The sequence below is a fragment of the Streptomyces sp. NPDC111628 genome (assembly GCF_055635195.1).
In genome coordinates this window covers 1,447,147-1,462,653 of record NZ_JBVKBZ010000002.1, presented here as the reverse complement: position 1 = coordinate 1,462,653, position 15,507 = coordinate 1,447,147, and the positions used below count along the sequence as shown (strand labels likewise).

At 74.1% G+C, this 15,507-nt stretch carries 4 protein-coding genes; all 4 read right to left on the bottom strand.

The genetic code is table 11. The features are described 5' to 3' along the window. Positions 1-8: 8 nt before the first annotated feature. From ACZ7MF_RS14290 to ACZ7MF_RS14275, 4 genes are read right to left on the bottom strand one after another with little or no spacing between them, the layout of a single operon-like run. Complete coding sequence (locus ACZ7MF_RS14290; protein ID WP_471477039.1) at positions 9-1,967, bottom strand: Gfo/Idh/MocA family oxidoreductase; 1,959 nt, start codon at positions 1,965-1,967, stop codon at positions 9-11. Continuing rightward, positions 1,964-3,115 carry a saccharopine dehydrogenase NADP-binding domain-containing protein gene (locus tag ACZ7MF_RS14285; RefSeq protein WP_471477037.1) on the bottom strand — a complete coding sequence of 384 codons (1,152 nt, stop codon included), beginning with the start codon at positions 3,113-3,115 and terminating at the stop codon, positions 1,964-1,966. The genes ACZ7MF_RS14290 and ACZ7MF_RS14285 overlap by 4 nt, the downstream gene beginning before the upstream one ends. Further along, positions 3,112-8,646 (bottom strand): non-ribosomal peptide synthetase, encoded by a 5,535-nt coding sequence (locus ACZ7MF_RS14280; protein WP_471477035.1) that lies wholly within the window; start codon positions 8,644-8,646, stop codon positions 3,112-3,114. Before ACZ7MF_RS14280 ends, ACZ7MF_RS14285 begins: the two co-directional genes overlap by 4 nt. Then, positions 8,643-15,431: an amino acid adenylation domain-containing protein gene (locus ACZ7MF_RS14275; protein WP_471477033.1), complete on the bottom strand. Its 6,789-nt coding sequence runs from the start codon at positions 15,429-15,431 to the stop codon at positions 8,643-8,645. The genes ACZ7MF_RS14280 and ACZ7MF_RS14275 overlap by 4 nt, the downstream gene beginning before the upstream one ends. Between the last annotated feature and the right edge of the window lie 76 nt (positions 15,432-15,507).

The window sequence follows — 15,507 nt, the reverse complement described above, 5'->3', positions numbered from 1 at the left end:
GGTGGTCCTCAGCCGTGGGTGGAGGTGGCAACAGGGGCAGGGGTGTTCGGGGCGTCCGGTGCCCGGGTGAGTACGGCCAGCGGGGGTGCTCCGGGCCGGGTGGGCAGGGCGCGGGCGGTCATCCCGGACTCGGCGACCACGTCCTTCAGCCCGAAGGGCGCCCACCGGTAGGAGTCGTGCACCTCGCGCTCCGCCTCGGTGGCGTCGTCGCGGTAGACGCGCCAGGTGGAGTGCAGGCGCATCACGCCGTCCTCGGTCTCGTCCGGCGCTCCGCCGAACGACCATTCGTAGCGGTGCCGTCCGGCGGTCGCGGTGGCGAGCCGGGTCTCGGGGAGGGTCAACGGCTCCTCGAACTGCATGAGTTCGACGACCACCAGACCGCCGGGGGCCAGCCGCCGGTTCAGCCGTCGCCAGAGCCTGGCTCGTCCGTCCTCGTCGAGGTGGCCGAGGACACCGCACAGCAGGACGGCACTCACCCGGTCCGGGAGCTCCAGGTCGGGCGCGGCGTCCGCGGTGACGGTGACGCGGGAGCGCAGGTCCGGGTCGCTGAAGACCCGGCTGGTGAGCACCGCGCGCATGCCGACCGCCGGTTCGCAGGCGAGGATCTCGGCGTCCGGCCGGGCACGGGCGACGGCCTCGGTCACCAGGCCGGTGCCCGCGCCGATGTCGACCACCGGGCCGCCGCTCAGGTCGGCGTCGGCCAGGAGCGCGGCGACGGCGGGCGCGCTCGCGGTCGCGGTGTGCTCGGCGGCGACGAGGTCGAAGAACTCGGCCGACGGGGTGTAGGGCGAGGCACTCGAAGGGACGTGGGCGCGGTGTGGGTCGGCCCCGTCGTCCGTGTCGGTGCGGTGTGCGTCGGTACGAGCCAGGTCGGCGCGAGCCTGCTCCGGGGCGGGGAAGACGTCGCTGACCGCGAGGGGCCGCGGGGTGGCCGGACGGACGATGTCGGGCGGCCCGAGCCGTGCGGCGAGGTCGCTCCAGATGCGGCACACGGCCAGGTCGTACTGTCCCGCGCGAAGGGCGTCGCCGCCCTGCTCGACGGCCGCGCGGAGCCCGTCGAGAGCGTGGCCGACCGCTTCCGGCCACAGGTCGGAGAAGACGGTGCGGAAGGTGCCCGTGGTCCCGACGACGGCCGTGGTGCCCAGGCCCAGGCGGCCGGTGCCGGGTCCGTCGAGGACGAAGCGCCGGTCGGCGTCCCGTCCGACGTGCAGCCGGGGACTCCACAGCACGGGGCCGTGGGTGTCGGCCAGGGTGAGGACTCCGCCTTCCGTGCCGATCGAGATCCGGTGCCAGTGCAGGGCGTGGTTGTCCCGGTCGGACGGGTCGAGTTGGTGGTGCACGCGCAGGGTGAGGGGTACGCCGGCCAGCATGCCGTGCAGGGAGCGGAACGGCTGCGGACCGATGCCGGCGGGCAGCGGCGCCGGGTCCGCGAAGCGCCAGGGCCGCAGGGTGCCCATCGCCCGCCCGAGGATGTCCGTCAGGGGGTGCATCAGGTGGACCGGGGTGGCGGCGTCCACGAAGAGCGGTCGCTGCTGGGCGACGAGCCTGCGGGCCGCGTCGATGAAGGCGCGGACCGGGGCGACGTGCGGGTAGTGGGTGTTGAGGCGGTACTGCACTCCCCGGCGGCGTGCGTGGGTGAGGTTGTCGGTCAACTCGGTGAGGTGGACGGGGTGTTCCTGGAGGACGTGGATGCCCCGGTCCATGAGCGCCCGGGCCAGCTCGGTGCCCTGACCGCCCGAGATGGCGGAGCTCACCGCCACGCACGCGGCGTCGATGCCGGCCGGGAGGTCGTCGACGTCCGTGTAGTGGGGGACGCCGAGTCGCTCCGCGCAGGCCCGTGAGGCGGCCGAGCCCCGGCTCAGGATGCCGGCCGGGGCGTACCCGGGGCGCCGGTGGGCCGCCTCGGCGTAGAAGCGGCCGAAGTTGGTGCCGCAGACCAGCACCCTGAAGGGCGTCGATGTGTTCACAGCACGCCCTCTTCCACCTGGTCGGCACCGGCCGCCGCTCCGGTGGGCCGGAGGTCGGCGACGTTCCGGGTGCGCAGGTGCCGCACCACGGCGTCGGGGTCGAGCACGTCGCAGGCGAAGTGCACGCCCGCCGGTACCCGGGCCCGCAGCACCGCGTCCACCGCGAGCGCGCCCACGGCCGCGGTGAGCCGGTAGCTGCTGGCCGCGCGCAGGGTCAGTCCCGCGGTGGCCGGCCGCCCGGCCGCGGTGCCCGACAGTTCGAAATCCATGACGTACCAGGGCTTGCGTCCGGCCAGGTCGAGGTCAGCGGCGAGGATCAACCGGTCCGCCAGCTCCGCCGGGTCGTCCCCGGCGGCGAGGCGGCCCGGCAGCTGGTTGAGCAGCACGCGGACGGCGGGGCCGGGGTGGACGTTGTACCAGTCGAGCCGGTCGAGGCCGAGGACGGCGGCGAGGCGTTCGCTCTCCTGGCTGAGGTAGGGCTGCAGCGCCACCCGGCCCGGGAAGGACCGGTGTTCGGTGTCCTCGGCCGTGCGCAGGGCGCGCGGGACACGCCGGCCGCCGCGGACGGCGGCGAGGGCCTCGCCGTAGGCCGCGCCGTCGGCGCCTCCGGAGGTGAGGGAGAGCATGAGGTCGTGCGCCACCGTCGGTGAGCAGGTCTCCAGACCGCCGCAGTGCGCGGTCAGCGCGGAGGCGCCGTCCAGGCCCTGCCCGGCCAGCCAGCGGGGCAGGAGGCTGGACAGGCCGGGCAGGGCTCCGGCGGACAGGACGACCGTGCGGCCGTCCCGGGCCCGGTCACCGGCCTCGCGAAGGTCTTCCGCGGCCGGGTCGTCCCCGGCCACGTCGACGCAGTGCGCCGCGGCGGCGAGTGCGGCGGAGGCCACCGTGGCGCGCAGCCGGTAGGTGGGGCCGACGCAGTTGAGGACGATGTCGCAGCCCTCGGTGAAGGCGCGCAGGCCGTCCGGTGCGGTGGCGTCCGCCCACACGGTCTCGTCGTGGCCGGCGGGATCCTCCTCGGCGATCGCGCACAGGGTCGAGGCGGTCCGGCCGCCCAGGCGGAGCCCCGTGTGGCCGAGCGCGCGCAACTCGCGTACGGCGGCGCGGCCCACCGCCCCGGAGGCGCCCAGGACTCCGATCACGGGCTTGGTCATCGGGTGATCGCCCCCTGGGTCAGCTCGCCGAGGGTCTTGAGGATCCCGGGGGCGTGTTCCACGGACAGGCAGCTGTAGTGGTCTCCGCCGATGTCGACGATGTCCAGGTCTCCCAGGGTCAGTTCCTCCCAGTAGGCGGTGACGGCGTCCTTGCTTCCGGGGAAGGGGTAGGCGCCGTCGTGGCGCAGGAAGGTGATGTCGCCCGCGTAGGGCTCCGCCTGGTAGCGGGTGATGGCGAAGACGCTCTGGCGGAAGGCGAGGAAGAGCCGCGTCATGTGGTCGGGTTCGTAGGTGCCGGCCGATGCGGGCACCGCCTCGCACATCCGGGCGATACGGGTGGCGCGGGGGACGTCGGCGAGTCGGCGGAAGCAGCTCGCGACGTCCTCGAACTCCTCGCCCGACGCGGCGAGTCCGCCGTCCGGCAGGACGCCGGGACTGGCGGCCAGGACCGCGTCGGCCGCGGCTGCCACCCGGTACTGGTCGTCCGGGAACCCGAGGTCGGCCGGGTCGATGCCCATCATGACGGCGAAGGAGTACTCGGCGAGGAGTTCGTCGTCCAGGCGGAAGCGGGGGCTGTGGCTGCTGATGACGGTGAGGCTCTCCACCTCCGCTCCCGACTCGGCCAGGTTGCGGGCCACTTCGGTGGCGATCAGGCCGCCCAGGCAGTAGCCGACGACGTGGAAGCGGCTGCGGCCGTCCGCGGTCAGCGCCCGCGCGTAGTCGGCCGCCATCCGCTCGATGAGTCCGTCCGGCGGTGCGGCGAGGAATCCGCCGAGGTCCGGGACCTCCACGCCGACGACCTCGGCGAGGCCCGGCGAGCGGCGCCTGATCTCGGTGATCAGCGCCCGGTACGGCATGATCGTGGCGGTTCCGGCGTGCACCAGCACGGTCGTCGGTTCGTCCTCGGAGCGGGAGCCGTGCAGGTGGATCACCGGGTCCGTGCGTACGGCACCGGAGGGGGGCGCGTCCTCGGGACCGGCCAGGCCGCGCAGGAATCCGGCGAGACCCGCGACCGTGGGGCGGCGCAGCATGTGGCGCAGGACGACCTCCCACTCCAGGTCCGCCGCCCGCGGTACGCGTTCCCGCAGCCGGCCCACCATCCGGGCCACCAGGAGCGAGTCGCCGCCGAGGTCGAAGAAGTCGTCGTTGCGGGTGACGCGTTCGACGGCGAGGAGTTCCGTCCACAGGTCGGCCAGGCTGTTCTCCAGCTCGTCCTTCGGCTGCTCGTCAAGGACGACCGGTGCGCTCTCCCGGGGCAGCCAGGACCGCAGGCGCGCGCGGTCGGTCTTGCCGTTCGCCGTGCGGGGCAGGGTGTCGACGACCTGCCACACCGTGGGGAGCATGTACTCCGGGAGCCGGGTGGCCGCCGTTCGGGCCAGTTCCCCCACCGGCACGTGGTGCCGGTCGTCCTTCATCGTGGCGATGAACACCTCCTGCCCGGTGCGTGCCAGGGCGTCCCGGGAGTCCGGCAGCGAGGTGACCCCGGAGGCGTCGTGCCCGTCGAGGAGGTCACGCCACTGGGTGTGGGTGAGGAAGGACTGCCCGGTGTGCTCGCGCACGTCGGTCCAGGCCCGGCCGGCGACCTCCAGGAACTCCATGGAGACCAGCAGCGGGAGGTTCTCGTCGCGGGTGTTCTCCACGAACACGAGCTGTCCGCCCGGTACGAGCAGTTCCCTGAGCCTGCCCACGGCGGCGTCCGCGTCGGCGGCGGCGTGCAGCGTGTTGGCGCAGACCACGACGTCGAAGGTGTTGGGCAGCAGCTGCTGGGCGCGCGGGTCCTCGTCGACGTCGAAGCGCTGGTAGCGGACCCAGGTGTGGTCGGCGAAGCGCTCGCGGGCTTCGTTAAGGAAGAACGCCGAGGGATCGGTGAACAGGTAGTCGACGCCGTACTCGGCGAGGACCGGGACCAGTTCGCCGGTGGTGCCGCCGACGCCGCCGCCGACCTCCAGCACCCGCAGCCGCTGCTCGCCGGTGTGGCCCGCGGCGATCTCGCGCAGCGCGGCGACCACGGCGCGGTTGAGGTGCCGGATGGCGAGGTTGTCCCGGTAGGCGGCGTCCGCGGCGTCCGTCGCCGCGCCCGGGAAGAGCAGGTCCCGGATGCCGGCGTCCCCGGAGATCAGCTCGGGCAGCCGCTCGGCGCAGGTGCGCATGACGGTGAGCAGTTCGGTGCTCCACCCGATCTCGTGCTCCAGGTCGGCGGCCCGCCGCCACCGACGCTCGGCCTCGGGTGCGGGGACGGGGCGGAGGCCGGTGTAGGTCGCGTCGGCGTCCCGGTGGGTGAGCAGGTCGCGGGCGGCGAGGGCGCGCAGCCAGCGGCGCACGATGTGCCGGTGGCGCGGTGTGGCGCGCAGTGCCGTGCCCACCTCCTCCGCCGTGCGTGCCGCGCCCGAGTCGAACACTCCGGAGGCGGCGAGGACCCGGGTCATCTCGGCGACGGCCACGTCGTCGAGGGCGGCCAGGAAGTCCGTGAGCCGTGCGGCGTCGACGGCCGCGGCCGCTTCGCGTACGGCGTCGGCGGCTGCCGCGCGCGCCTGTTCGCGGCTCGTCACGGCGGGCCCGCCGCCGTCCTTGCGTGCGGTCTCGACGAACGCGGCCAGGCGCCGCCCGCCCGCCGCCGAGTCGTCCACGACGACCGCGCCCGCAGCGACCGCGGGGTGGGTCTGTACGGCGGCCTCCACCTCGGCGAGTTCGACCCGGTAACCGCGGATCTTGATCTGGGCGTCCTCCCGGCCCAGGAACTCGATGGTCCCGTCGGGCAGGTAGCGGCCCAGGTCGCCCGTGCGGTAGAGCCGCTCTCCGGTGGCGGAGTCGGTGAGGAACCGTTGTGCCGTGCGCTCGCCGTCGCCGAGGTAGCCCAGGGCGACTCCGGTACCGCCGATGTACAGCTCGCCCGGTACCCATTCGGGCCGCGGCCGCAGGTGCCGGTCGAGCACGGCGAACGTCTGGTTGGTCAGGGGCCTGCCGTACGGGATGCTGGGGCGGGTGGTGTCGACCTCGCCGATCGGGTGGGCGATGGACCAGATGGAGCCCTCGGTGGCTCCGCCGAGGGAGATGATCTCCAGTCCGGGCAGGAGTGCGCGGGCCTGGTCGGGCAGCGAGACGGGTATCCAGTCGCCCGATATCAGTGCGAGGCGCAGTGAGCCGTCGTCCGTGGGCGGCTCGGAGCGGAGCCAGTCGCACAGCATGTGGAGCTGGCCGGGCACGGAGTTCCACACCGTGACGCCGAAGTCGCGGACCAGTTCGGCCCAGTGGGAGGGGTCGCCGCGCCGGTCGGACCGGGGCAGGACGAGGGTGGCGCCCACGGCGAGCGGTCCGAACAGGTCGTAGACGGACAGGTCGAAGCCGAGTCCGGCGATGCCGAGGACGCGGTCGCGCTCGTCGACCGCGAAGCGGCGGTTGATGTCCTCGACGGTGTTGAGGGCGGCCCGGTGGCTGATCATCACACCCTTGGGCGTGCCGGTGGAGCCCGAGGTGTAGATGACGTAGGCGAGGTCGTCCGGTTCCCGGCGGGCGGCGGCGGGCGTGCGGTCCGCGCGGGCTTCCTCCACGAGGTCCACGGCGACGGGCGACACCGCCGACGGGAGGTCATCGAGTTCGGCGAGCCAGGACTGGGTGAGGACGGTGCGGACGCCCGCGTCCGCGATGATGGTGTCCCGGCGGGCCGCCGGCTGGGCCGTGTCGACGGGCAGGTAGGCGCCGCCCGCCATGAGGATGCCGAAGACGGCGACGACCTGCTCCCAGCCCTTGTCCATCCAGATGGCCACCGGTTCCCCGGGGGGCAGTTTGGAGGCCGTCAGCTGCTGTGCGAGTCCCGTGGCGCGGGCGACGAGCTGCCGGTAGGAGAGGGCCAGTTCGGGGGTGCGGACCGCGATCGCGTCCGGTGTGGTCCGTGCCCGGGCGAGTACGGGTTCGTGGAGCAGGGCGTCCGGGAGGGGGCCCTCGGTCGCGTTGACCGCGTCCCGGCGCGCCGCCTGCGCCGCGGGCAGCGGGATGCGGACGGGCGCGTCCCAGGCCTGCTCACCTGCCTCGCCCTCGGCCGAGAGCGACCGCACGAGTGCCGTGTACGCCTCGAACATGGCGTCGGCCGTCCCGTGGGCGAGCGCGCACTCCCGGATGTCCCAGGACAGGCTGAGGGTGTCGCCGCGGTGCATGACCTGGCAGTCGAGCCACACCTGCGGTGTCCGGGTCACGGCGTACTCCACCTCGGGGGGCACGCCCTCGGACGTGGCGCCCGCGCCCAGGGCGCTGGTGAAGACGACCGGCATGAGGACCGGACCACCGGCCCTGCGGGAGAGTTCGGCGAGCACCTCCGAGCCGGTGAACAGCGGGTGGGCCAGGTCTTCGAGGAGCTGTTCGCCCACGGCCCCGGTCCGTTCGGCGAAGGTGGCCGGGGTGTCGAGGTCGACGGCGAGGAGTTCGAGCGAGGTGAAGTCACCGACGAGGCGGTCGATGTCCTCGTGCAGGACGGGCCGGTCGACGGTGGGCACGTTGAGCGTGAACCGGCTGGTGCGCGACCAGGCGCCGACCGTCTCGGCGTACGCGGCGAGCAGGGCCGTCGACACGGTCAGCCCGCGCCGCGCGGCACGTTCGGTGAGCCGGTCCCGGTCGGCCGCGGGCAGCAGTACCTCCCGTCGGCGGAACGCCACCGCGTCGCCGCCGGACGCCGGGCCGCGGCCCGCTTCTCCCGGGTCGCCCACCGCGGCCTGCCAGGCTTCGGCGAGGGGCAGTTCGGGGGCGGGCGGCAGGGTGTCGAGCCGGTCGGTCCAGTAGGCGCGGTCGCGGGCGTGGCCGTCGGTGTCGGCAAGGGCGCGGCGGGCCAGGACGTAGTCGCGGAACGTGATCCGCGGCGCGTCGGCGAGGGCGCTGCCGCCGTAGCTCCGCCGGAACTCGGCGAGCAGGATCCGCAGGCTGGCGTGGTCGACGACGAGCATGTCGAAGGAGAGGTGCAGTACGGCCCGCCGGCCGGTCCGGGTCACGTGCACGTCGAAGAGGGGCCACTGGTCGGTGGGCGCCTCGCGGGCGGACAGCCGCGCCCGGGTGTGCCGCATCCGTGCCTCGGCGGTGGCGTCCGGCAGCGCGGTCAGGTCGTCGGCCCCGACGGACAGCGCGGGCACCTCGGGCAGGACCCGCTGGTGGCCGTCCTGGTGGATGACGGCCCGGAGCATGTCGTGCCGCTGGACCAGTTGCCGCCACACGGAGGTGACGCGGTCGACGTCGAGGTCGGGGTACGCCAGCTCCACGTAGGCGTGGCAGCCGACGCCCCCGTAGGCGTAGGCGTCGGTGCGGCCGATGAGGTAGGCGGCCTGGATGTCCGTCAGCGGGAACGGTTCGTGGCGGTGGTCGGGGTCGGCGCGCAGCGCGGGTTCCCCGGCCTCGAGGTGGCGCAGGATGGCTTCCTTGTGCGTGCGCAGTTCGGCTCGGTGCGTGTCGGTGAGCCGGCCCTGCGGGGCCCGGAACCGCAGTTGTCCGTCCTCGGCCCACAGCGTCACGCCTTCGTCCGCGTAGCGGGCCAGCAGTTCAGCGATGTTCACAGCTCTCCGGTCTCGTAGGCGGTCCCGTGGGCCGCGAGCGTTCGGGTGATGTCCGCGGCGAGCGCGGCGATGGTCGGTGCGGCGAAGAAGCGGCGGGCGGGCACGGCGGCCCCGAAGCGACGCTCGATCGCCGTGAGCAGGCGCAGCGCGGTGAGGCTGTCGCCGCCGACGGTGAAGAAGTTGGCGTTGCGGTCCGGCGACCCGTGCGGCAGGCATGCGTGCCAGAGCGCGGCGAGGGCCGTCTCGGTCTCGCCCCGCGGCGGCTCGGCGGCGGTGGAGACCTCGTCGGGTCCCGCGAGGCCGGTCAGGGCGACCCGGTCGACCTTGCCGTTCGCGGTGAGGGGCAGGGCGGGCAGCAGCAGGATGCGGGACGGGACGGCGTAGCCCGGCACCCGCTCGGCCAGCAGGCCGAGGAGGCCCTCGGTGAGTTCGGGGTTCTCGACCGGCTCGGTGTCCTCGGCGGGCGGCGGCTCGTGCGGTACGGCGAACGCCACCAGGCGCCTGGCGGTGCGCTCCCCCACGGCCAGGACGGCGGCGCGCGCGACGGCCGGGTGCGCCTCCAGGGCGGCCTCGACCTCGCCCGCCTCGATGCGGTGGCCGGCGATCTTCAGCTGGCTGTCGAGCCGGCCGAGGAACTCCAGCAGTCCGTCGCCCCGGAACCGGCCCAGGTCTCCTGTCCGGTACCACCGCCGCCCGTCCCGTTCGACGAACTTCTCGGCGGTGCGGGCCGGGTCGGCCAGGTAGCCGCGGGCCAGTCCCGCGCCGCCGATCCACAGTTCGCCGGGCGCCCAGTCGGGGCAGTCCCGGCCGTCCCTGCCGACCACGCGATAGTGCTGCCCGGTCAGGGGGCGTCCGTAGGGGATGGACACCCACCGGGGGTCGGTTTCCGTGACGGTGAGGGTGTTGGACCAGATGGCTGCTTCCGTGGCTCCGCCCATGGCGACGAAGGCGCAGGATCGCCCGGTCCGGGCGCGCAGCCGGGCGGGCAGGTCGAGGCCGATCCAGTCGCCGGAGACCAGCGCGGTCCGCAGCCCCGCGATCCGGCCGCCTGCCCGTCCCCCCTTTTCCCCCTGCCCGTCCTGTCCGTCCTGTCCGCCCTGTCCGTCCGCGTCGAGCAGCAGGTCGAGCAGGGCGGGGACGGTGTTCCAGACGGTCACGCCGTACCGGTCCAGCAGGTCGGGCCAGCGGGCCGGTTCACGTCGTTGGTCCTCGGTGGGCAGCAGGAGGGAGCCGCCTGCGGCGAGCAGCCCGAAGACGTCGTACACGGACAGGTCGAAGTCCAGTGCCGACAGGGCGAGGACGCGGTCGTCGCCACGGATGCCGTGGCGGGCGTTGATGTCCGCGACGGTGTTCCAGGCGGCGGCGTGGGTGATCTCGACGCCCTTCGGCTCGCCGGTGGAGCCCGACGTGAAGATCACGTAGGCGAGCGCGTCGGGAGCCGTTCCGACCGGTGTGGACAACGGCTCGCCGCCCTGCGTGTCCGCCAAGGACAGGGTGCGGGGGCCGGAGCCGTCCGTGGCGGGCCAGCCGCCCAGGACGAGGTCGAAACCGGCCGTGGCGTGCACCCGCTCCAGCCGTGCGGCGGGCTGTTCGAGGCTGAGGGGAACGTAGGCGGCGCCGGCCGCGAGGGTGCCGAGGACGGCCGCGATCTGTTCCGGGCCCTTGGGCAGGGTGACCGCGACCAGGTCGCCCGGCCGCACCCCCGCGTCGCCGAGCGCGGCGGCGGTGCGCAGCGCCTGTCCGGCGAGGGTTCCGTAGGTCACCTCCTCCCCCGCCGTCGTGACGAGGGCGGTGCGGTCGGGGGTGGACGCCGCGTGGGTGAAGAACCTCTGGTGCAGCGGGCGCGGCGTCACCCGTTCCAGGGCGGCCTCCCGTGCCGCGGCGTCCCGCCGTTCGTACTGGGAGGCGGGCACCAGGTCGGGGAGCGGTGCCTCCCAGTCACCGTCCACGAGGTGCCGCAGCAGCCCTTCGTACGCGGAGAACATCGCGTCCAGCACACCCTCGGCGAAGAGTTCCTCGACGGCGTCCCAGGTGACGACCAGGTTCCCGGACTCCTCGGTGACCTGGTTGTCCAGGCAGACCTGCGGGGACTGGGAGATGCCCCAGACCTTCGGAGGGAGTCCGGTGCCCGGTCCGGCCAGCGTCGCGTCCCCGACACCGATGGCGCTGGTGAACACCACGGGTGCGGCGGCGTCCACCGTGCCCGTGCGCCGGCCGAACTCCCGCAGCAGCCAGTCGATCGGTACGTCGGCGTGGTCGAGGTCCTCCGCCTGACGGCGTTGCAGCTCCGCGGCCGCCGCCCGCCAGGCGTCGCCTTCACGCCGGTAGCCGGCGAGGGACAGGGAGGTGAAGTCGCCCAGGACCCGGTAGATGTGGGGATGGACGTCACGCCGGTTGAAGAGGGTGAGCGTCACGGTCACGGCGTCGGTCCCGCTCCAGGCCGCCAGGACCTCCGCGTACAGGGCGAGCAGGACGGTGGACGGGGTCAGGCCGTGCCGGGCCGCGTCCCGCTTGACGGCCGCCCAGTCCCCGGCGGGCAGGCTCAGCCGGCGCCGGGTGAAGACGGGTGCGTCGAGCGTCGCCGGGTCCCGGTCGAAGGGCAGGGCGGGCGGCGGCGGCAGTTCCGGCAGGCGGGCCTGCCAGTGGGCGCGGGCCCGCGCGGTCGACGCGGGGTCGGCCGGGAGGCGGGTCAGGTAGTCGCGGAACGACACGTCCACGGGCGGCAGTTCGTGTTCCGGGTCGGCGTAGAGGGCGTTCAGTTCGGCGTAGAGCGTGGTGATGGAGAGCGCGTCGAGCACGAGGTAGTCCAGGCCGATGCCGATCCGGGTCCGGATGCCGCCGCCCTTCTCGTCGGGGTCCTCGTCCGCGGGGTGGCGCACCGCCTCGATGGCGAAGAGCGGCCAGCGGGCGGGGTCGCGGACCTGCTGGGACAGCCGGGCGCGCAGGCCGGCCAGGGCCTCGGCCGCACCGCCGACAGGTGCGTCCTCCACCGGCACGCGCACCGGCGGCACGTCGGGCAGGACACGCTGGTGTCCGTCCTGGACGACCGCGCGGAGCATGCCGTGCCGTCGCACCAGGGTGTTCCAGGCGCGCTCCAGCCGGTCCAGGTCGACGTCGGTGCCGTCGAACTCCGTGTAGTGCCAGGTGCCTACGCCGCCCAGAGTGAATCGGGGGTCGCGGCCGGTGTGGTAGGCGGCCTGCACGTCCGTCAGCGGGAACGGGTCGTGCGCGTGGTCCGGATCAGGTACGAGGAGGGGAGCGGTGACCGCGGCCGACTCCTCGTCGGTCGTCGTCGCGGGGTGCAGCGTCTGGCAGAAGTGCCGGAGTACGGGGCGGGCGAAGAGGTCGGCCACGCGGGCGCCCGGGAAGCCCGCGGCGCGCAGCCGGCCGATCATGCGGGTCGCGACGAGTGAGTCGCCGCCCAGCAGGAAGAAGCCGCTCTCGCGTCCCACTTCGGCCACGCCGAGCAGGTCGGCCCATTCGGCCGCCACGGCGGTCTCCACCGGGCCGGCCGGCGCCGACGTGACGGATCCGGGCCAGTCGGCGGCCTCACCCTCGGCCTCGGTCAGCGCCTGGCGGACGGCCGTACGGTCGAGCTTGCCGTTGGCGGTCAGCGGCAGGTCGGGCAGGACGAGGACGCGCTCGGGGACCATGTGGGCGGGGAGGCGTTCCGCCGCCCACAGGCGGATCTCGTCCGGTTCGGGTGCCGCGCCGGGCGCGGACACGGCCGCGGCGAGGTGACGTACCGGTGTGTCGAGGACGGTCGCGACCGCGTGCAGGACGGCGGGGTCGTCCTCCAGCGCGGATTCGACCTCGCCCAGTTCGATGCGGTGGCCGCCGATCTTCACCTGGTGGTCGGCGCGGCCGAGGAACTCCAGCACGCCGTCGGGCCGGTAGCGGGCCAGGTCGCCGCTGCGGTACCAGCGTTCGCCGTCGTGGTCGACGAAGCGTTCCGCCGTGCGTGCGGGGTCGGCGCGGTAGCCGTTGGCCACACCGGGGCCGCCGATCCACAGCTCGCCCGGGACGAGATCGGGGCAGTCGCGGCCGCGTCCGTCCACGACACGCGCCCGCATGTTGCGCAGCGGAACACCGTAGGGGACGGACTTCCAGGCGGGGTCGGTCTCCTCCACCTCGAACACCGTGGAGTGGACGGCGGCCTCCGTCATTCCGCCGAGTGCCACGAAACGGCAGCCGGGGACGAGTGCCCGGAGTCTGCGGGGCTGGTCGAGCCCGATCCAGTCGCCGCCGAGCAGCACCATGCGCAGGGAGTCCCCGAGGCCCTCGTCCTCCCCGGCGGCCATCAGCAGGTCCAGCAGGGCGGGCACGCACTGGACCAGCGTCACCCCGTGCGTGCGCACCAGCCGCGCCCAGTGGTGGGCGTCGCGGCGGTGCTCCTGTCCTACGGCCACCACCTGGCCGCCGAGGGACAGCGGGGCGAAGACGTCCCAGGTGGCGAGGTCGAAGTCCAGTGCGGAGATCGCGAGCGTGCGGTCCGCCGGGCCGAGCCCGAGCTGCGCCGCCATCGCCTCGACGGTGTTGACGACCGCCCGGTGCGACACCTCGACGCCCTTGGGCAGTCCCGTCGAGCCGGACGTGAACAGCACGTAGGCGGGCAGGGCGGGGTCCGGCCGGACGACCGGCGCGGGCCGGAGCCCCGAGGCGTCCTCCAGAAGCACCACCGGAGCCGGCGCGACGTCCTCGCACAGGTGGGCGTGGTCCCGGTCGGTGAGTACGGCGGAGGCGCCGGCCACCGCGTGGATGCGTTGCCGGCGCAGGGCGGGCTGTTCCACGCCGACGGGGGCGTAGGCCGCGCCCGCGGCCAGCACGCCGAGGACCGCGGTGATCTGGTTGTCGCCCTTGGGAAGGGTCACGGCGACGGTGTCCCCCTCCCGCACCCCGTGGTCGCGCAGCAGTGTGGCGATCCGCCGTGCGGCGTGGGCGAGTTCGCCGTAGGTGAGGGTGTCGCCGCTCGTGCGGACGACCGCGGTGCGGCCCGGCTCGCTCTCGGCCAGCCGGAAGAAGCGGGTGTGCAGGGCCCGGTCCGCGACGGGGGTGGCGGGCAGGGCCGCCTCCGCGCGCCGGGGCAGGACGTCGGGGGCGAGCAGGCCGTCCACGGGCCGGGCCCAGGCGTCGGGGTCGGTCACCAGGCGGGTGACGAGGCGGCGGTAGGCGTCGAACGCGGCGTCGGGCACGCCGGCCTCGAACACGCCGTCCCGCACGTCCCAGTTGAGGAGGAGACCGCCGTCGAGTTCGGTGACCTGGGCGTCCAGATACACCTGTGGGCCCTGCGAGATGATCCAGGACGGGTGGCCGAAGGACTTCTGGACGTCCTGCTCGAAGATCTCCCCCAGTCCGATGGCGCTCGTGTACACGACGGGAGCCAGTACCGGGGCTCCCTCGGCGCGGGAGAGGTCGCGCAGCACCTCGACCCCGCCGTACGCGCCGTGGGAGATTCCCGCCTGCAGCCGCTCCTGGAGGCCGCGGGCCTGCCGGGAGAAGGGCAGGGGCGCGCTCAGGTCCGCGTCGAGCAGGACCGAGCTGCTGAAGTCGCCGACGAGTCCGGCGACTTCGGGCGCGAACATCTCCCGGTCGAACAGCGGCAGGTTGAGGAGGAAGCGCCGGCTGTCGCTCCAGGCGGCGATCACCTCGGCGAAGGCGGTGGCGAGGGCGGCGGCGGGGGTGACGGCGTGCCGGCGGGCGGCGCCGAGGAGGGCGGCCTTGTCGGCGGGGCCGAGCCAGTGGTGCAGGCGGCGGGAGTGGGTCAGCGTGCCGTCGTCCGCGCCGACCGGGGTCAGGGGGTCGACGGTCGTCGGCAGTCGCGGAGCCCGCGGCAGATCCGGCAGGCGCTCGCGCCACCAGGCGGCGTCCCGCTCACGCTCGGTCCGTCGCCGGGCGTCGTGCTCCGCAAGGTAGCGCCGGTAGTCGAGTCCGAGTGCGCGCGGCGGTTCGTCGGGACACTCGTAGAAGCGCCGCAGATCGGACAGGAGGACCCGCAGGCTCAGTGCGTCACCGGCCATCATGTCGAGGTCGATCTGGAGGCGGGTCCTGCCGTCGGGGAGCAGGCACAGGGCCGCGCGGAAGACGTCACCGGCGCCGATGTCCGGGCGGGTGTGGGTGTTGCGCTCGCGCAGGCGTTCCAGCTCGGACTCCGCCTCAGCGGGGGCGAGTTCCCGCAGGTCGTGGACGGTGAGCGGCATCCCGGCGGCACCGAAGCGCTGACGGCCGTCCTCGCCGAAGACGGCCCTGAGCATGCCGTGCCGCAGCACGAGCGCCCGCAGGGCGGTGTCCAGCCTGGCCGGGTCGATGCCGTGGCCGTCGAGTTCGACGTAGAAGTGCGCGGCGACGCCGCCGAGAGGCTGTCCGTCCTGGCGCCCGATCCAGTAGGCGTGCTGCATCGTGGCCAGCGGGAAGGAGTCCGAGTCCGGCTCCGCCCCGGTCACCGGCTCGTGCGGCCCGGGCGGGGCGGTGGCGGCCGTGTCGGCCTGCGCGACCTGCGCGACCTGCGCGACCTGCGCGAGCAGGGTCGTCCAGTCCCGCAGGGTCGGTCTGCTCGTGAGGTCCTGGAAGGTGACCGTGCTGCCCTCGCGCCGCCAGGTGCCGACCAGGGACATCAAGGCCAGTGAGTCGAGACCGAGTTCGAAGAGGTCGCGGTCGTCGTCCAACTCCTCCGGTGCGATCTCCAGCGCGCCTGCCACGGCTTCCCGCACCGCGGCGGGGGCGTGGCGGTCGCGGCTGCCGACGTCTCCTTCCGCTGTCCGCGCCTGGACGACTGCTTCATCGCTCACTGGTGCTGCCTTCCGGTCGGCTGGAGCTAGATAGAAATGATTATCATTTCTATAGTTCACATCGTAATCACACGAC

What these genes read in the sequence shown, in the direction of transcription:
- ACZ7MF_RS14285 (WP_471477037.1), bottom strand. Translation starts at nt 3,115, where the DNA reads ATGACCAAGCCCGTGATCGGAGTCCTGGGCGCCTCCGGGGCGGTGGGC.